Here is a 19,640-nt window from a genome sequence, read left to right as displayed (position 1 = left end):
TGCTTTGGAGCCATCCAACGGGGTAACCTGTGCCTGCATCGTTTTGTCCCTCCATTGTGTACGTGGTTGGTGAGCGAACCCCACGATACCAAAGGGTCACGGACAAAACGATGCTTTTTTAACTGCAATGTTTGGGATAAAGCTCAGGACGTGGCCCCTTGTCGGGTCAGGTGCCTTCCTCCAGAATTCGCTCAGGATACCATCAGGATCACCAAAATTGAGCTTCCCGCGCCAATAGAAGGTCATCAGGTGCTCGGCGAGACGGTCGTCAGGATCTCCGAGTTGCCTTGTTTCTTCTCTACTCGCGTCCAGACGTTCAATGGCAGCCGCGTATTGATCACGCAGCACTTCAAAGACTTCATCGTACGGGGAACAGAAGATAACGTAGGTTTCCCACGCAGCGTCTCTGTAGCTCCTTTCGGCTTGACACTCATGGGGTACCTGCCTAGGATAGCCCTACCCTGTCGCAGGAGTCAGGAATGTATAACGGCCAGTGCCCTGACGGTCAATCATAGCTTGATCAGCTTAGCAATGAAAGGGAACAAAGGGGCGGAGCCGATCTGGTAAGTCATGTTATGAATCAGATTGATCGAGATAATCACCCCCTGCTGTACTCCGTGTCGCAGAAAGCGAAATGGGTTGATGAGGACAGCTTCCCTGTGTGGAGAGAGTGGGCCGACGAGGTCGAGACGTGGTTCCAATTCCTCAAGGACCGCGAGGGATGGGATCGGTATCTTCCGCGACTTCGGGACGATGCGCGGACACGTGATGAAACCCTCTCGGAGATTGCCGTAACGTATTTTCTCAAAACACGATGTGGCCTTCAGGTTCTGGAGTGGGAACCGCTCGGTCGTAAGCCCAAGCGAGGGGAGTTCCTCGTTGGCCACGATTCAGGTCCAAATATCTTCATCGAGGTCAAAAGTCCAGGCTGGGAGGCTGAGATCATTCGCGAGGTAGCGAAGGACCTTACTAGGGAGACAGGAGTGCCAGAATTACCACTCAGACTGAAGCGCCCGAAGTACCTTGCTGGAGATGGCGGATGCACGGACCCCGTGACGGATGTCCGCAAAGCTGTTGACAAGGCGTATCCTAAATTGCCGGACTCGATCCCAACCATGCTTATCGTTGCCGATGACCTGCGGGTAGCTCTGAACTCATGGCCGGAGGTAGTGCGTATTGCGCTCTACTGTAGGCGGGCGCAAGGGTATGCAACCGGCTACTTGGCTGAGGACGGCTGCTTTGCCAGTCAGCGGTATGAGCATCTCGGCGCTGTAGGTGTATTCAACGTTCAACTGAAAGGCTCCACGTTTGAGTATCGATTCTGCGTTTTTCATAATCCAAACTGCTTACCCGCTGCGGCTATACCAAAGACTGTATTCGCAGATTATCAGCAATGCGACGGGTTCTAGTCCCAGGATCACAGCTTGACAATTGGTTGTTTGTGTTCGTCTCCTGCATGGGTGCTCATATCTTAGCTAAGCCTGACATGATATGAAATGCTGCGATAATTGATCACCAGGATTCTGGAAGGTGGGCTATAGGGTTCTTTCCGGTTGTAGGGAGAAATACTATGGCAAAGAAGACACCGCGAGATCCAGGTAAAACAAAGAACAGACAGGAGGCGCAAGCCTATGACCACGAGGAAAAACTCCTCCTGCGGCCCGATGTCGGGTTGCAATCGCAGTTCAAGCAGAAGAAGGCCCCGAAGACCTACCGCTACGATCCCAGCCTCGACCCGGCCCTGTCGTGGGACGGGAACGCCGACCGCGAGCGCGCCGAAGCTCTGATTGCGAGAATCGAGCAGGCTACTGATCTCACTGAAGCGAGGCTTGCAGCCGCCGAACTTCGGCGGATGTCACAGCCGTTTCTTAACTGGACCGGGAAGGCGGAACGGCATGAGCTGACGGTTCCGACCCTCCCCCTCTTCGTCCATGAGCGCCTCTCGACGCAAGCGATCCTGCAATCCGTCAAATCCCATAAGCGCGACAGGCAGCAGACACTCGCCCTCTTCGCCGATGAAGAGCTGGATGTCACCGACCGGCTGCTCAGGGCCTATGAGTACCAGATCGACTGGGTCAACCGCCTGATCCTGGGCGACAGCCTGGTGGTCATGAACAGCCTGCTCCAATATGAGGGACTGGGCGGTCAGGTCCAGATGATTTTTATGGACCCGCCGTACGGGGTCAAGTTCGGCTCCAATTTCCAGCCTTTCATCCGACGGCGCGACGTGAAGCACGGCGACGACGGCGATCTGACCCGCGAGCCCGAGACGGTCCAGGCCTACCGCGACACCTGGGAGCTGGGGTTACACTCGTACCTCACGTATCTCCGCGATCGGTTGCTTCTGGCAAGGGAGCTACTGAACGAGAAGGGCAGCGTCTTCGTCCAGATCAGCGATGAGAATGTGCATCACGTGCGCGAGTTGATGGATGAGGTGTTTGGGCCGGAAAACTTCTGTGCAATGATTACCTTTGTGAAGACAAGCACCCAAACGCTAGAACTGCTACCGTGGGTAAGTGACTCGCTGCTTTGGTTTGCCAGGGACAAGCGCAGCATCAAGTATCGGCAAATCTATCAGCCGAAAGATTCCGGTGGCGACGGGGCCAGTGGCTACGACTGGGTGGAATCACCCGACCGGAAAGTGCAAAGGCGACTTACCTTCGAGGAGAAAGAAGACCCTCGTCTCCTACCAAAAGGCTGGCGCATTTTCACCGCAAGTGACCTTACCTCTTCACATTACAATCCTTCAGAGCCATTCGAGTACAACGGACAGACTTTTACACCCGGCAACCGCTATTGGTCAACGAATAAGGAGGGCTTAACACGGCTAGCGAAAGCCAAACGACTAATCGTTGCAGGGAACACTCTCCGATACAAACGGTACATGGACGATTTCCCAGTCTATCCTCTGTCGGATCTCTGGAAAGACACCGGTATCGCTGGCTTTACAAGCGACCGAAAGCTCTACGTTGTTCAAACTAACTCCAAAGTCGTTGATCGTTGCCTCCTCATGACCACCGACCCGGGCGATCTGGTACTGGACCCGACGTGCGGGAGCGGGACGACAGCCTATGTGGCGGAGCAATGGGGGCGGCGATGGATCACGATTGACACAAGCCGGGTCCCGCTGGCCTTGGCCCGGCAACGGCTCCTGACTGCGACCTTCCCGTACTTTGAGCTTCGCGATCCGTCCCGTGGTCCATCCGGCGGCTTCGTCTACACGCGCAAGCAGAACCAGAAGAGGGAAGAGGTCGGCGGGATCGTCCCGCATATCACTCTAAAATCGATCGCGCAGAACGAACCGCCCCAGGAGGAAGTCCTCGTGGACCGGCCGGAGGTCGAGTCCGGAGTTATTCGGGTCTCCGGACCGTTTGTGGTCGAAGCGACCATCCCCACGGCCATCGAGGTAGAGCCATCAGAGAGGGTCAAGGACCGTGAGGACACCTACGAGATCGACCCGATCAGCCGGATGATTGAAGTCCTGAGGCGCTCCCCCACACTGCGGCTCGCAGGCAATCAGACGGTGACCCTCAAGAACATCCGTCGCCCGGCGAAAGCAATGGACCTGCACGCCGAGGCGGAGGTTGCAATACCGACCCTGGAGGACTTGGCCGAGGAGGCAGCCACGCAGAAGTCGCTCGACATGAAGCGGGGCAAGCCGGTGGCATTCATCTTCGGTCCGGAGCATGGACCGGTGACCGAGCAGATGGTGTTCGCCGCAGCCAAGGAGGCCAACCTCAAGAGCTATACGCACCTTTTCGTGGTTGGCTTTGCCATCCAGCCGGGCGCCAGCAAGTTGATTCAGAACTGCGAGCAGGTGGTGGGCCTGCCTGCCACCTACGTTCAGGCCACCATGGACCTTGTAATGTCGGATCTTCTCAAGACCACACGCGCCAGTCAGATCTTCTCGGTGACGGGCGCCCCAGATCTCAGGCTCATTCGGCTCAAGCGGAAGAACGGCAACGGCCCGCTCTATCGCATCGAACTGCTGGGTCTCGATGTCTTCGATCCGATCACGATGGATAACGATCACCGGAAGGGAGATGATGTCCCGGCGTGGTTCCTGGACACCGATTACGATGACCTGGTCTTCCGCGTGAGCCAGGCCTTCTTTCCCAGAACCAGCGCCTGGGACAACCTCAAGCGTGCCCTCAAGGGGACCTATGAGGATTCGGTCTGGGAACATCTCGCCGGCACCGTCAGTGAACCGTTCTCCGCGGGCGAGCGCAAGAAGATCGCCATTAAGGTCATTGACGACCGAGGCAACGAATTGATGGTCGTCAAGCCGCTCGATGACGCCGAGCCCGAGCGGTGACAGCGTGAGCCAGTTCAACGAGGTCGCTGAACCGATTATCTGCGACGCCTACGCCGAGCCGACCTGTCATTGGGTGATCGAGAAGGGGCAGCCTCCTCTCAAAGCTCCGGGTCGGCGAGAAGCGTGCTATTACTACCGGCCTCCTGGGCGGTCAACAGGGACAACTCAGGCTGAAGATCTCGGGACCCGCATCCCCCTGGATCTGGTCAATGAGATCCGCACCCGGGTGAAATCATGGAGACAGTCCTCGTTCTTGGGTGTGACCGGCGTGACCGGAGAGCTGCTCGCCTACTGGAATCGGGATGAACGGGAGCGGCGGCTGTTTTTCTGCCAGCGCGAGGCTGTCGAGACAATCATTTTCCTCACAGAGGCTCGTCCAGACTTCCTCCACGGGTTCGCGATCCCGTCTGATGAGCCTGGCGCATTTGTCCGATACGCCTGCAAGATGGCGACCGGGAGCGGGAAAACCGCCGTTATGGGGATGCTCGCGGCCTGGAGTATCCTCAACAAGGTTGCGGATCGGACTGATACACGCTTTTCCGATGTCGTCCTCGTCCTCTGCCCCAACGTCACGATCCGAGAGCGCTTGCAGGAGCTTGACCCTCATGGGGGAGAGGCCAGCATCTACCGCACCCGGGACATCGTTCCATCCCATCTCATGAGCGACCTCAGGAAGGGTTACGTCCTGATCTGCAACTGGCACGTCCTGTCGCCACAGGAGATGAACCAGGTGGGCGGTGTGGGCGCAAAGGTTGTCAACCGGGGAGAAGAGTCGGACACGGCGTTGATGTCGCGCGTCCTCGGGAAAGACGTAGGCAACAAGGGCAACATCCTGGTGCTGAATGACGAGGCCCACCACGCGTATCGAATCCGCCAATTGGACAACACGCCCGAGATCGAGGAAGAAGACGAACTGGCCGAGCCCGAACGTCGCGAGGCCACGGTGTGGATCGAAGGACTCGACAAGATCCAACGGGTGCGCGGGATCAATGTCTGCGTGGACCTGTCCGCAACACCCTTTTATCTCAACCGAAGTGGGAATGATCCGGGTCGCCCCTTCCCCTGGATCGTCTCCGACTTCGGGCTGATCGACGCCATCGAGAGCGGGCTCGTCAAGATCCCCCAGCTTCCGGTTCAGGACACGACTGGCGAAGAGATCCCGGCCTACTTCAACGTCTGGAAATGGATCGTTGAACAGAAGCTCACTGCCGGGGAGAAGGGCGGCCGTCGGGGGCAGGTGAAGCCAGAAGCTGTGCTCAGGTGGGCACAGCAGCCGATCGCTCAGTTGGCCGGTCTGTGGCGCGAGAAGTTTCTTGAGTGGGGGCGGGAAGCATCGGAGGGAAAACGACCCACCGTTCCGCCGGTCTTCATCATCGTCTGCCGGGATACGCGGCTTGCCAGAGTGGTCTATGAGTGGATCACCGGAGAGGGTGAAGGCGCTGCCCCGCCAATCGAAGAGTTCCGGAATCGGGACGGAACGGAATACACCGTTCGCGTCGACTCAAAGGTGGTTGAAGAGATCGAATCGGGTGTCGCCAAGAGCGACGAGAGCCGCCTCCTCCGGTTCGTTCTGGACACGATTGGGAAGACCGCATGGCCGGGCGGGAAACCCCCTGAGGAGTATTTCGAACTCACCGAGAAAATAAATCGCAAGGCTGCTGAAGCGGGCGGCAGGCGCATTGATCCAAGGATTCCGCCAGGCCGGGACGTGCGGTGTATCGTCTCAGTGGCGATGCTCACCGAGGGGTGGGACGCCACAACCGTAACTCACATCGTCGGACTGAGACCCTTCGAGTCGCAGCTCCTTTGCGAACAGGTAGTGGGGCGAGGGCTGCGGCGCTCGCAGTATCATGATCTGATGGTCGAGGAGGTGGCCAAGGTTTATGGTGTGCCGTTTGAACTCATCCCCCTCAAGGCCACAGAAAAAGGGAAGGCTGCGCCGCCTCCGAAGATTCATCACGTGCACGTGCTCTCCCCTGAACGCGATCACCTTGAAATCAGGTTCCCTCGTGTCGAAGGGTATATGCACAGGATCAGAGGGCGGGTAAGGGTGGCTTGGGAGCGGGTGCCGATCCTCCCCGTAGATCCGATGAAAATCCCTGATGAGGTAAAGATGAAGGGGCTTTCCACCGAAGAGGGCGGACGGCTCTCCCTGATGGGACCGGGTAAGACTGATGATGTCACACTTCAAGCCTGGCGGGAGACGAAACGGATTCAGGAGCTGGAGTTTGAGTTAGCGAAAGTGCTCACCAGGCGCTACGCCAAGAGTCCCACTTGTGAGGTGCCTGCCCATGCGCTGTTTCCGCAGATGCTCGGTGTGGTCAGAGAGTTTCTGAAGGAAAAGGTCCAACCTGTGGGCCGAACTGATCGAAAAGATGTCTTCCTGGACCCGTACTTTTCGTGGGCTGTCAACACGCTGGGCGAAGCGATCATCCCGGCTGATACCGAGAGCCCGGAGCTTCCACGTTACGAGGCGCATCGAGGCGAAGGAAGCACGCGGGATGTTGACTTCTGGACTTCAAAGTCTGTGAGGGAGTGCGAGCGCTCACATCTAAACTATGTCGTCGCCGATACGGAGAAGTGGGAGCAAACCGCGGCCTTCTATCTGGATAGCGACGAGCGCGTAGTGGCGTTTGTGAAGAATTTCAATCTGGGGTTTGCCATCCCTTACAGCTACAATGGGGAGGCCAAGGAGTACATCCCGGACTTCCTGGTGCGGCTTCAGGAGGATGGGAAGGAAGTCGGAACCCTGATCCTTGAAACCAAAGGATATGATCCGCTCGCCGACGTCAAAGAGGCCGGGGCGCGCCGCTGGGTCGCCGCCATCAATGCCGATGGCGCTCACGGTCGGTGGGCCTACCGTCTCATCAAGTCTCCGACCGATACCCCTGAGGCAATTCGCTCGGCAACAGAAGAGCTTGCTAAGAGGTATACTGATTAACTTATAAATTTAGTAGTTACCGCGATGGTCTGACGCAATAACCGGACAGTAGTAGACCACAGTATTGTTTCGTGATCCCATTAATCGTTTCAAAGCCCTCTCGTCTCAGTGGGCGTCCCGGAGGTCGCAGGGCTATTCGTTACTACGTTTATTACCACGTTTAAGGGTGTTATTATCACGTCTCCAAGAAGGCGCTTCCGCCTGTTCCCTTGCAGGCAAGTTTTCCTTCCTCGAGAAGGCGAAATGAACCTCCCCGTGGCACGCTACCGGGTATCGTCTTCTGTTCTGGCCTGTCATTCCGTACCGACACGCCTGCCCCGTACCTGATACAGGGGAATCCAGTCGGGCTCTCTGGATACCGGCTTCCGCCGGTATGACGCACTCGCGGCAAGCCGCGGGGAATGAACCCCCAGTGGATTCAACCTCTAGGTGGAAACCCAGTGATTTCCTAGGTTTTTCCTTGACAAACTGGAGGCTAAGCTGCTAGCCTTCTTCGCGTTCAGGCTATTCAAGGAATCCACCGTATTGTGAATTATGTAGATCCCCTCTCTCACTTTCTCAAACGTACAGATATGATCGTGAAAAGCTCGGTAAGACAGGTGATGACGTTTCAAGAGTTGATCCTCGCATTACAGCGATTTTTCGCAGAGCGGGGCTGCGTCATTCAGCAGCCATACGATATTGAGGTAGGCGCGGGGACGATGAATCCGGCGACCTTTCTGCGCGTCCTCGGCCCTGAGCCGTGGAACGTCGCCTATGTCGAGTCGACTCGGCGCCCCGCCGACGGACGATACGGCGAAAATCCGAATCGTCTCCAGCACTACTACCAGTACCAGGTCATTATGAAGCCATCCCCTGACGACATTCAGGAGATCTACCTGGACAGCCTTCGAAGTCTGGGTATCGACCCGCTCAGGCACGATATCCGTTTCGTAGAGGACGATTGGGAGTCGCCGACCCTCGGCGCCTGGGGTCTGGGCTGGGAGGTCTGGTTGGATGGCTTGGAGATTACCCAGTTCACCTATTTCCAGCAGGCTGGGGGCATCGACCTGAAACCGGTCTCTGCGGAGCTGACCTATGGGATCGAGCGGATTGCCATGTTCCTGCAGGAAGTGGACAGCGTCTACGATCTGACGTGGGTTAAGGGCGTGACCTATGGCGACATCCATCATAAGAGTGAAGTGGAATGGTCGGTCCACAACTTCGAAGAAGCCGATGTATCGCTTCAGTTTCAGCTTTTCGACAAGTATGAGCAGGAAGGACTCCGCCTGATCGAGAAGGGGCTGGTGCTGCCTGCCTACGATTACTGCCTCAAATCCTCTCACGCATTTAATCTCCTGGACGCCAGGGGAGCCATAGGCGTCACAGAGCGGACCAGCTTTATCGGTCGCGTCCGGAATCTGGCGCGGCACTGCGCTGAAGCCTATCTGAAGCAGCGTGAGGAGGTCGGCTTTCCACTCATGAAGGCGTGGCAATCCTAACCGCTTGATGCAGGATAAGCCCTGATGACCCAAGAGCTGTTGTTTGAGATCGGTATCGAGGAGATCCCCTCCAGTTACATGACGCCGGCGCTGAGGGATCTCGAGGCGCAGGCACGTCGTCTTTTCGAAGAACACCGCATCGCCTTTACAGGTATGCGTGTGTTCGGCACACCTCGGCGTCTCACTTTGCATGTCGAGCGACTGGAACAGAGTCAGGGCGATCTGGTTCGTGAGGCGGTAGGACCATCCACGGCGGTCGCATTCGATCAGGAGGGCCGTCCGACCAAGGCCGCGCTTGGCTTCGCGAGAGCGCAAGGCGTCCCCGTAGAGACCCTCCGCGTGAAGACACTTGATCGGGGAGAGTACGTTGTTGCCGCCATTGTGGAGCGGGGCGCGCGTCTGGAGGAGATACTGCCCGTCGTCCTGCCCCGCCTGATCACATCACTCTCCTTTCCGAAGTCGATGCGATGGGGACAAGGCACATTCCGATTTGTTCGCCCGATCCGGTGGCTGGTTGCGCTTTACGGTGGCCGGGTGATCCCCTTTGAAATTGACGGGGTTACAAGCGGAAACAAGACGTGCGGTCATCGATTCCTGAGCCGTGGCCAGATCCGCGTCAGAAGCTTCCAGGATTATATCGAAAAACTAGAGGAGCGGTATGTGATCGTCAGCCAGCACCGTCGCCGAGAACTGGTGACAAAGCTGGCGATAGAGGCTGCGGCCACAGTTGGCGGTAAGCCGGTCTTCGACGATGAACTGGTGGAGATGGTGACCTGCCTGGTGGAATACCCTACCGTGGTCTGTGGCCGCTTTGAACAGGAGTATCTTGCCTTACCTCGCGACGTGATCATGACCCCTATGCGGAAGCATCAGCGCTACTTTCCGGTGACGGACAATGCCGGCAAGCTCCTCCCCTATTTCGTGACGATATCCAATATGAAGGCAAAGGACATGGACCTGATCCGCGCCGGCAATGAACGGGTCCTGAGAGCGCGGCTGAAAGACGCAGCTTTCTTTTTTAAAGAGGATCGAAGGGTCCAACTTTGCGAGCGGGTACCTCAACTGAAGGGGATTACCTTTCAGGAGCGACTCGGTACAATGTCCGAGAAGGTCGAACGGCTTACACAGCTCACCGCCTATCTGGCCGAGCAGGTTGCCCCCCACCTTGCCCATGACGCCTGTCGAGCAGCGCAGTTGTGCAAGGCTGACCTCGTCACCACGATGGTCAAGGAATTCCCAAGCCTGCAAGGGGTCATGGGTCGTGAATATGCTCAGCTCTCCGGGGATTCCGCAGTTGTGGCGCAGGCGATTGAGGAGCACTATCTCCCTCGCTTTGCCGGCGACAGGCTCCCGGAATCATTGGTCGGCGCCCTTGTGGGCCTGGCCGACCGGCTCGACACGATCTGTGGCTGTTTCGGCATCGGACTTATACCCAGCGGATCGGAAGATCCGTACGCCCTCCGACGCCACGGGCAAGGGATCGTGCAGATCCTGCTCAAAGCAGGCATCGATCTGCCGCTCTCACAGCCGGTACAGAAGAGCTTGGAACTCTTCGGCGACCGTTTGACGATGCCGCGTGAGCGCGTGGCACAGGAAATCATGGGATTTCTGGCGGCCAGGCTTCAAGCAATCCTGATGGAACGGGGTGTGCCTGCCGATCTCGCCGAAGCTGCTCTCTCCGTCGATGCAGAACGTGTGTCCGATGCCGGCAAACGCGCTGAGGCCCTGGCCGCCTTCAGGCAGGACGCCGATTTTACAGAGCTGGCAGTCGCCTTCAAACGGGTCATCAGAATCCTTCCCAAGGGTTTCTCTAAATCGGTCGATCCGCGGCGGTTCGTAAGCAGCGCTGAGCGGGCGCTCCATGGCGAGGCAACCACACTGCGGGCCGAGACGAAACACCTGGTGCAAGCCGGCGACTACGTACGCGCTCTGCAACTCATCGCCGCAATTCGCCCCATTGTGGATATGTTCTTCGAGGAGGTTCTGGTGATGGCGGAGGATAGAGACCTGCAGGAGAACCGTTTGGCCATCCTGAAGGAGGTTGCAGATCTGTTTTGCGGGATTGCGAATTTCAGTAAGATTATGGCGTCATAAGCCTTCAGTCCTTAGAAGCCTTCCGACGTAGGGGCTGCATGCTGCGCTCTCTTTAAGTAGGGCCAAGCCCTACCCCTACAGGGACGGCCGGTACCTGAACAGCCAGAATGCGTGAGAGGTATTGATGGAAGCGGAGATCTTGGAGCGAATCAACCGGGGTATCATCCTCAGGACCGGAGCGTATCTCACAAACGATCACTTCGTATTATCCTCCGGACGCCACACCCAGGAGTATGTGGAGAAGGCGTTAGCCACCACCGAGCCAGCCTTCACGGAAGGGTTAGGAGACGTGATCGCCAAGCATTTTGGAGAAGAGCCAATCGATCTGGTCCTTACCACCGGCTACGGTGCCTCGCTGCTGGGCCATTGTGTGGCGCGCGCCCATCCGTTGCGACCTCGCTTCATCTATGCCAACAAGCAACGCAATGGATCCGGCGCCAGTCAGGTCGCTCTTCCGAGAGAGTTCCGGCAGTACTTTGTCGGTAACCCCAAGGTGCTGATTGTCGAAGATATTGTGACTACCGGTGAGACTGTCAAGGAGCTTATTAAACTGGTCAAATCGCTAGGCGGAACGGTAGTTGGGATCGGAACCCTCTGGCGACGGATCCGAAAGGTGAATTTCAAATTTCCCTTTTTCACGCTGGTCGATCGGGAATTCCCGACGTACACCCCGAAGGACTGTCCAATGTGTCGTCGAGGGATGCCGATCAATCAGGAGTTTCTATCGGCGCCCAGCCCACAGAAGTCTCGCCGAGTGAAGACTGGCGCCAACTGACAGTCGTGCCACGAACCCGCAACGCTGCCAAGCGCTTTCCGACTGTGGAAGCCGCGACCGTCGAGTGGGAAGAGTGCTCCCGTGCCGGAGAGGGATCACCGGCAGAAGGCGGGGCCTTCTCACATTCAATGCGGGCGGCGGGCGGTGCGTTCGAACCCATGCTCCCCTGTTCAAACCCCGGCTGTCAAGGCGGCGGGTTCGAGATCCTGGAAGTGGTAGAGTCGATGATCAGTGACCAGTGTGAGGATAAGGCCGGGTTGCTCGTCTGTATCGGCTGGGAGCGCATAAAGGGCAGGCAGACGGAAAAATCGCCATGTACTCGGGCAATCAGCTACCGAATCAGGCTGACCTACCGGAAGAGAGACGGTTTACAGCGCGACTCAAAAAGGTAAGACGGGATGGATAAGAACGGTATGATGTCTAAGACACCTACGCTCCAGAGGAGACCTCTATGATCAATGGATTGAGGCGTATACCGGTTTGTTTCTGGCTGGCCGTATTCGCAATCCTGTCACCTGCCATATCCTGGGCTGAAGCCTCTCCACAGGCAGTTACGCTAGGGCGAGAGACCGAACTCATTGCCGCTCGTACCCTTGCCTTTGCCGATACACAAGATCCCCCCGCGGTTGAGAAGGAAGGAATACCGACGCTCCACCCCGAAGAAGGATTCCAGGCAGGAACATGGCACGTGGGTGCCATAGCTGGCTACAGCACTCCTCACAACTTACCGTCCAGACCTACAGGAGCACCTAACGTTCACTTCGCCCCCCTGTTCCTCCAGGCTGGGTACACGGTCACCGACGTACATGGGCCTACCCCGATCCGAGGGAGTCTGGAGGCCATCCTCGAACCTACCTTCCTCATCACCGCCACCCCCAAGAAAACCTTCGGTGAAGGGATCAGCATCCTCGGCCGGTACAACTTCGTGACCGGCACCCGCTTCGTTCCGTTCTTCAGTCTTGGGATCGGGCTCTTGCATTGGAATCTCGAAATTAGTCAACCCAGGACCCTTCAAACCCATTTTAATTTCACGCTGCAGGCCGGCACCGGCCTCCACTACTTCGTCACCGATCATCTAGCTGTTACCGGAGAGGTACGATTGTTCCACATCTCAAACGCTCACCGGGAGACTCCTAATATCGGCATCAACTCGACCGTTTATGTGTTGGGCGCCTCCTATTTCTTTTGAGCCCTACTCTTTGCTGCCACCGCGAACCCATTTGTTTGGTGTGCCGTCAAGGGGAGAGCTTTCGCCTGGTCGCCAGAGTACGGACTGTTCGATCTGCTTGGCAAGGGTGAAGTCCTTCTCGGTGATCCCCCCGGCGGCATGGGTCCTCAGCTTGACCCAAACCTTACCCCAGGTGACCTCCAGGTCGGGATGATGCCAGGCGGCCTCAGCCAAGTAGGCAATCGTATTGACCAACATGAGTGTGGTCGGCCACCCGTCGGTATTGAACTTTCTTCTGATCCATCGCCCCTCCAGGTACCACCCTGGCAGCTCTTGCTCCAGGCGTTTGACCACTTCCTCATCCGAAATGACTGGGCACTCTTTAGCTTTTAACATGATCTCCCCCTTGCTAAACCAATACCTCGTGCGCCGCCAGTGCGTCCATGAGTACGAATGTCCATCCGCCTCCGTCATTGCGAGCGACTAGCGGGAACGCGGCAATCCGACACGCAGTGTCGTTGCGAGCCGCAGGCGAAGCAATCCCGGTGCGATTCCTCGCGTTACTCGGAATGACCCTTCGGGTCAGATTGCTTCAGCTTCGCCTCGCAATGATAGGCGAGACTTTCTACGCAATGTTTATACCCACTCCTCTTATTCGAAATGTAGGATGTAACCTCACGTTGGGCAAGTGAATTGTGAGGCTGGTATCGAATCGATGATCGAGCGTACGCCCCTCTGAGAGTGATTCCCCACAAAAGGAAAACGCCCCAGCGATAGGCCGCTGAGGCGTGTGTTGTTTTCTTTGCTTGCGTGAAAGAGAGTCGAAGACCGCTCTTCGGTTGCCTCCTCTTAATGGTGTATCTGCCGGTGCTTTACGCCTTCGTAACGGGTTCCGGCAATCTCCTTCAGGCGCTTCAGATCATGCCGCGCCTCCATCCATCGCACTCCCCCGGAAACGGAGCGCATCATCAGCGAGGTTGTACGTGCGTATCCTCCCGTATAGCGAACCCCTCGAAGTAATTCACCATCAGTGATGCCGGTGACGGCCACAAATACATTGCTCCCCTTGCAGAGGTCATCTACGGTTAAAATGCGATCTAAATCGTGACCCTCCGCCTCGAGGATCCGCCGTTCTTGTTCATCCCTCGGCCAGAACCTGCATTGCATCTGACCACCTAAACACTTCAACGCGCAGGCAATGAGCACCGCCTCCGGCGAGCCTCCGATTCCCATAAGGACATCGATACCGGTGTCCTCCTCCATTGCCGCCATCACCCCGGGCGCAACGTCCCCCTCACTGATCAGTTTGATCCTGGCTCCGGCCTCTTTCACCTCTTTGATGAGGCGCTCGTGGCGTGGCCGATCGAGCATGACCACCGTGAGGTCATCAACCTCCCGGCCCTCAGCCTGAGCGATCCGTTGCAGGTTCTCTTTGACGGGCGCGTTAATGTTGATCGCACCTGCGGCCTGAGGCCCGACAACAATCTTATCCATGTAGGCAAGCTGGGTGGAAAACAGTGTATGCCGATCAGCAAGCGCCGCAACAGAGATTGCGCCGGGTCGGCCATTGGCGAGGAGCGTGACGCCGTCAATCGGATCTACCGCAACATCAAGAGTCGGGGCGGAGCCTGTGCCGACCCGCTCTCCCACCTGCAGTATAGGGACCGGTCCTTTTTGCCCCTCCCCAATGACTACCGTGCCGTCAATGTCCAACGCGCTCAGGGCATAGCGCATCGCGTCAACGGCGGCCTGATCGGCGCCATCGCGGTCGCGTCTGCCCATCAGGCGAGCCGCCGCCAAAGCAGCAGCCTCAGTAACCCTGCTGAGCTCGAGAGCCAGGTTTCGATCCATTAGCTCGGCCATAATGTGGTTTCCCTCCCTATATCCTAAACTCTACACCCTGTTTTTATCGTTGCCGCTCCGGTGAGGTTTATGCCAGGAGCTCCATAGCTCGGGACACGACATGCTCAGCCGTATAGCCGAATTGCTGCATAAGGACTTGATACGGAGCTGAGGCCCCGAATCGTGTCATGCCGATTACTCCTCCGAGCAGGCCCACGTAGCGGTGCCAACCGTGCGGCGTACCGGTCTCAATAGCAAGGCGAGCAGTCACTGCCGGGGGAAGCACCTCGTTGCGATACACCTCAGGCTGCCGGTCAAACAGTTCCCAGCTCGGCATACTGACGACGCGAGCGGGGATGCCTTCATCGGCCAGTCGTCCCCACGCCTCAAGGGCGAGATGCACCTCCGACCCGGTGGCTATGAGGATCACGCGCGGATGCCCCTGGTCGGCATCAGTCAGGATATACCCTCCCTTCAGAAGCAGTTCGGCGGACGGAAATTTCGTCCGGTCGAGAATCGGGAGCTTCTGTCTGGTAAGGGCCAGCGCCACGGGCCCGCTACGGTGTTCCAGGGCGGCGCGCCAGGCGACCGCCGTTTCTGTCGCGTCGGCAGGGCGGATGACAGTGAGGTTGGGTATGGCCCGAAGAGAAGACAAATGTTCAATCGGCTGGTGGGTGGGACCATCTTCGCCCAAGCCGATACTGTCATGGGTAAAGACATAGATCACATGGATATGCGACAGTGCAGCGACCCGGATGGCGGGGCGCATGTAGTCGGAAAAAACGAGGAATGTCCCAGCATATGGGATTACCCCCTGGTGCAGCGCCATGCCGTTAAGGATCGAACCCATCGCATGCTCTCGAACACCAAAGTGAAGGTTCCGGCCTCCGGGGCTTGACCGCTGGAAGTCGCCGTCTCCTTTCAGATAGGTGTTGTTCGATGGGGTCAAGTCGGCCGAGCCGCCGATGAGAGTCGGCAGGGATGGGGCGATCGCATTGAGCACCTTACCTGAGGCCTCACGGGTAGCCAGGCTCCCACCGGCAGGGGTAAAGATTGGAATCTTTTCGACCCAGCCCTCCGGCAGTTGTCCACTCATCACCCTGTTCCACTCTTCCGCAAGTTCGGGATACGCCGCCGCATAGGCATCGAATCCGGTTTGCCACTCCGCTTCCCAGGTACGACCCCGCTGCAGGGCTTCTCGAAAGTGGGCCAGCGCCTCATCAGGGATATAAAACGTGGGTTCCAACGGCCAGCCCAACGCCTCCTTGGTCAGTCGTATCTCCTCGTCTCCCAGAGGCGACCCGTGCGCCTCTGCCGTATCCTGCTTATTCGGGCTGCCGTAGGCGATGTGGGTCCTGGCGATAATAAGTGACGGGCGGTCATGCGCGGCCTGTGCCGCGCTCAGCGCGACATCGATCATCTTGACATCGTTTCCATCCACCCGCTGGACATGCCATCCATAAGCCTCAAAGCGTTGTCCTACGTTCTCGGTGAAGGCCATATCGGTGCTGCCGTCGATGGTGATCCGATTATCGTCGTACAGGTAGATGAGCTTGCCCAGGCCAAGATGCCCGGCAAGCGAGGCTGCCTCGGAGGTGATCCCTTCCATGAGGTCGCCGTCGCTCACAATGGCGTACACATAGTGGTCAACAATCGGGTATCCCGGCCGGTTAAAGTGGTGAGCCAGAAATCGCTCCGCGATCGCCATTCCGACGCCGTTGCCGAAACCCTGGCCGAGGGGGCCCGTCGTCGTCTCCACACCTGGTGTCACGCCATGTTCCGAATGGCCAGGAGTTCGGCTACCCCACTGTCGGAACTGCTTGAGTTCATCGAGGGAGAGGCCATAGCCGGTCAGGTGAAGAAGACAATACAGCAACATACACCCATGGCCGGGTGACAGGATAAACCGATCACGGTTCGGCCACGACGGATGAGTCGGATTGTGCCTGAGCGCACGCGTCCAGAGCGTGTATGCCATGGCAGCTGCCCCCATCGGCAGCCCCGGATGCCCAGAGTTCGCCTTTTGAACCCCATCCATTGCCAGCGTTCGGATGGTATTGATACACAACTGGTCAAGCGATTCCTGAACGTTTTTCACTGATCCCCCCCTGTCACAATCTGCCTGGGCGACCGTATGCGCCGGTATAACCTCTTGCCCGGTTTCACTATTTATGATGGCTTTGTGCCCTTTGCGACGCCCCAGAGCCGTTGCTGATCACGTTTGAGGTCTTGAGCAGCTACGTACGCAGCCAGATCGGCCATCCGACACGAATACCCCCACTCGTTATCATACCAGGCTACAACCTTCACAATCCGGTCCTTCAGGACCAACGTCATGAGGGCGTCTACGATGGAGGAATGAGGATCGCCCTTGAAGTCCATCGAGACCAGGGGTCGGTCACACACCTCCAGAATCCCGCGGAGCCGTCCTGTAGTCGCGGTTCGGAATGCGGCATTCACCGTCTCAGGGGTGACATCACAACCAAGCTCCGCGACTAAATCGATCACGGACACCGTGGGCGTCGGTACCCGGTAGGCCATCCCGTTGAACCGACCGGCCAGCTCCGGAATCACCTTGACAAGGGCTCGCGCAGCGCCGGTATCGGTCGGAATGATATTGAGCGCAGCGGCCCTTGACTCCCTCACGTCTTCCGCCCCGCGATCGTGAATCGCCTGCGAATTGGTGTAGCTATGCACCGTACTCATGAACCCCCATTGGATTCCGAACGCATCGAGGAGCACCTTTGCGACCGGCGCGAGGCAGTTGGTTGTGCACGACCCGTTAGAGATGATCCGGTGTTGCCCCGGATCGTATCGTTCCTCATTGACCCCCAGCACGATCGTCAGATCCTCGTCCTTCCCTGGGGCGGAGATCAGCACCCGTTTGGCTCCCGCCACAAGATGCTTTTCGGCCTCCGGGCGGGCGGTCCCCCGACCGCTGCACTCCAGCACAATGTCGGCGCCCACATCCGACCAGTTGAGCCTGGTCCAATCACGCTCCCGGAAGACCGTAATCCGCTTCCCGTCGACCCGCATGCTGCCTTCGTCGCTCTCGACCTTTGCGGGAAAAGGCCCGTAGTTCGAGTCGAATTCCAGCAACAAGGCGTCGGTGCGGGCGCCGGCCGGATCGTTGATGGCCACTATATCAAGCGCCCTCTTCTGCTCCCACGCCGCTCGAAACGCCAGCCGGCCGATTCGTCCGAAGCCGTTGATCGCGATCCTTACCATCGGTTATCCCTCGGCGACCCCTGCAAGCCCTTCCTGCGGGGCCTGCTGCCGCGCCTCTCTGGCTTGGAGCAGGTAATAAATCGATATAAGTTGTACAAGGGCCAGGGCATCGCTGTGACCGGAGGCTTCGCCTGCGGCAAAACTGCCGAGCTTGTCCGGCGCCAGATCCTGAATTACTTTCATCGGGGCGAGGAGATGGGCCCAGATCCTTTGCTCCAGTCCCGCCGCCGTTTGGGGAGAGATGGAGCCGTCGATTTCCAGGGTGTGGAAGGGTTGACCATAATAGTCCTCATCCACCAGCCGAACGGCCCTCCGGGTCTTCCGGCCCATCGCCTCTTGCAGCAGTTCATCCAGGCCGGTCTTCGGCAGGGTTCGACTGAGGAAGAGGCGGACGTTCAAGTGGGCATCATCCTGCGGGCTCCAGGTGCCGTTGGGAGGGTAGAATCGGATGATAATGTCGGCATATTCCTTCTGGGGTTCGATGTGCTTCCTGATATCCTCCTGCCGGGCCTCGATCTCCTTCATGACCTGCTCAATGCTGTAGCCTCGCCTTCCGGCATCCCGATGAATCTTCCAGGCCCGTTTCAGTTCCTCATCCGGGTCCAGATACACCTTCAGGTCGAAGACATTCCTCAGTTCCTGGGTAAAAAACGGGAACAGACCGCCGATGATGACAATCTGGTTTGGCTCGACCTCTTCAGGTTCCGCGAAACAGCCGGTCGAATGATCATACACCGGCTTGATGATCTTCTCGGCGTTTTTGAGCTGCCAGGCGTGCTTGCCCATTAAGGCCATGTTGTTGGCCGCCGGATGAAGGGCGGTCAGCCCGTAGATCTTGCGTTGCGTACGGTCGAACGTGTGGTAATCATCAAGATTGATGTTGGTAATCTTCTCAGGACCAAAAATTTTATAGATACCGCCAACAAACGTAGACTTCCCGGTCCCACTATCTCCGCCGATACCGAGCAGGAGCGGGGTGGTCTTAGCCATCTGCATCATCTCCTTTCACGTGGATTGTATTGACAACGGAATTATGTTCCGGGTTTGGGCTGGTCGATCATGATCTCGCTGTCACTTCACAGCTAAAGGCGCCACTGCCCGTTTATTTTTGCGGCGATAGTCGTACCACCACCGATTTCCGATTTTGCGTGAACGGAATTTTACCACTTGCCCTATTTTCTGTCTAGCGGTTGTTTCGAAATAGACGGTAAATCCGGCTTGACATCCGGCGCGCCGGTGCGATAGCTTCCAGCCAGCTACACAAGAGCGCCATATGAGGAGGTATGATGGCTGCGTTTCGTATCAGGGTGAACCACGAGAATCTCAAGTTCAGCTCAGCCCACTTTGTGCTCTTCGGCAATGGTCAGTGTGAGTCGCTTCACGGTCATAACTATAGGGCCTGGGTGGAACTGGAAGGGTCGCTTCAGCCGAGTGACTACGTCATGGATTTCCTCGCCGTCAAGCCGCTCCTGAAACAGATCTGCGAGCATCTGGACCACCGAGTGCTGCTGCCGACCGAAAATGAGGATTTGAGAATCAAGCAGGGCGGTGCGATGGTCGAAGCGATCTATGGCAAAAAGCAGTACGGCTTTCCGGCGGAAGATGTGCTGCTGCTACCGATCCACAACGCCACCGCAGAACTGTTGGCCCGGTATATCTGCGGGGAGTTGAAGGCAGAGATCAGGAAGCGATACGGGGGCGAAGGGGTCGTCATAATTAGGGTTGGTGTGCAGGAATCGTTCGGGCAGGAGGCCTCATACGAAGAGGCCTTCTAAACGTCCGCCTTCACGCGGATC

14 protein-coding genes are annotated in these 19,640 nt (G+C 57.6%); 9 read left to right on the top strand and 5 right to left on the bottom strand.

Features of this window, described 5'->3' with window-relative positions; translation table 11 throughout:
- Window positions 1–659: 659 nt before the first annotated feature.
- From KGL31_04315 to KGL31_04280, 8 genes are all read left to right on the top strand, one after another.
- Entirely contained in the window at window positions 660–1,409 is a 750-nt protein-coding gene (locus KGL31_04315; GenBank protein MDE2321127.1) for a hypothetical protein, read from the top strand.
- A 161-nt stretch (window positions 1,410–1,570) separates the two neighbouring features.
- Window positions 1,571–4,315: a site-specific DNA-methyltransferase gene (locus KGL31_04310; GenBank protein MDE2321126.1), complete on the top strand. Its 2,745-nt coding sequence runs from the start codon at window positions 1,571–1,573 to the stop codon at window positions 4,313–4,315.
- Window positions 4,293–7,256, top strand: a complete 2,964-nt coding sequence (locus tag KGL31_04305; GenBank protein ID MDE2321125.1) for a DEAD/DEAH box helicase family protein — start codon at window positions 4,293–4,295, stop codon at window positions 7,254–7,256. Before KGL31_04310 ends, KGL31_04305 begins: the two co-directional genes overlap by 23 nt.
- A gap of 602 nt (window positions 7,257–7,858) precedes the next feature.
- Entirely contained in the window at window positions 7,859–8,737 is an 879-nt protein-coding gene (gene glyQ / locus KGL31_04300) for a glycine--tRNA ligase subunit alpha (protein MDE2321124.1), read from the top strand.
- Window positions 8,738–8,761: 24 nt separating this feature from the next.
- Window positions 8,762–10,831 (top strand): glycine--tRNA ligase subunit beta, encoded by a 2,070-nt coding sequence (gene glyS / locus KGL31_04295; GenBank protein ID MDE2321123.1) that lies wholly within the window; start codon window positions 8,762–8,764, stop codon window positions 10,829–10,831.
- A 124-nt stretch (window positions 10,832–10,955) separates the two neighbouring features.
- A complete protein-coding gene (locus KGL31_04290; GenBank protein MDE2321122.1) occupies window positions 10,956–11,606 on the top strand; it encodes a hypothetical protein in 651 nt (216 codons plus the stop codon).
- A 5-nt stretch (window positions 11,607–11,611) separates the two neighbouring features.
- Window positions 11,612–11,998, top strand: coding sequence for a hypothetical protein (locus tag KGL31_04285; GenBank protein MDE2321121.1), 387 nt, complete (start codon window positions 11,612–11,614; stop codon window positions 11,996–11,998).
- A 59-nt stretch (window positions 11,999–12,057) separates the two neighbouring features.
- A complete protein-coding gene (locus KGL31_04280; GenBank protein ID MDE2321120.1) occupies window positions 12,058–12,795 on the top strand; it encodes an acyloxyacyl hydrolase in 738 nt (245 codons plus the stop codon).
- 3 nt (window positions 12,796–12,798) lie between these two features.
- Here KGL31_04280 and KGL31_04275 read toward each other — a convergent pair whose 3' ends face one another.
- The 5 genes from KGL31_04275 to KGL31_04255 all read right to left on the bottom strand — a co-directional run bounded on the left by KGL31_04275 (window position 12,799) and on the right by KGL31_04255 (window position 18,834).
- The gene (locus tag KGL31_04275) at window positions 12,799–13,170 is read right to left on the bottom strand and encodes a 4a-hydroxytetrahydrobiopterin dehydratase (protein MDE2321119.1); all 372 of its coding nucleotides are present in this window, start codon (window positions 13,168–13,170) and stop codon (window positions 12,799–12,801) included.
- A gap of 453 nt (window positions 13,171–13,623) precedes the next feature.
- A complete protein-coding gene (glpX, locus tag KGL31_04270) occupies window positions 13,624–14,637 on the bottom strand; it encodes a class II fructose-bisphosphatase (GenBank protein ID MDE2321118.1) in 1,014 nt (337 codons plus the stop codon).
- A gap of 67 nt (window positions 14,638–14,704) precedes the next feature.
- A complete protein-coding gene (tkt, locus tag KGL31_04265) occupies window positions 14,705–16,714 on the bottom strand; it encodes a transketolase (protein ID MDE2321117.1) in 2,010 nt (669 codons plus the stop codon).
- Between the two features lie 71 nt (window positions 16,715–16,785).
- A complete protein-coding gene (gene gap, locus KGL31_04260) occupies window positions 16,786–17,844 on the bottom strand; it encodes a type I glyceraldehyde-3-phosphate dehydrogenase (GenBank protein ID MDE2321116.1) in 1,059 nt (352 codons plus the stop codon).
- A 3-nt stretch (window positions 17,845–17,847) separates the two neighbouring features.
- Window positions 17,848–18,834, bottom strand: a complete 987-nt coding sequence (locus tag KGL31_04255; protein ID MDE2321115.1) for a phosphoribulokinase — start codon at window positions 18,832–18,834, stop codon at window positions 17,848–17,850.
- 293 nt (window positions 18,835–19,127) lie between these two features.
- On the opposite strand from KGL31_04255, the gene KGL31_04250 reads away from it, so the two are divergent.
- Complete coding sequence (locus KGL31_04250) at window positions 19,128–19,619, top strand: 6-carboxytetrahydropterin synthase (GenBank protein MDE2321114.1); 492 nt, start codon at window positions 19,128–19,130, stop codon at window positions 19,617–19,619.
- Window positions 19,620–19,640 lie beyond the last annotated feature (21 nt).

This window comes from Candidatus Methylomirabilota bacterium (assembly GCA_028870115.1).
Lineage (GTDB): Bacteria > Methylomirabilota > Methylomirabilia > Methylomirabilales > Methylomirabilaceae > Methylomirabilis.
The sequence above is the reverse complement of the archived record's forward strand: the minus strand, read 5'-3'. Positions and strand labels throughout refer to the sequence as shown.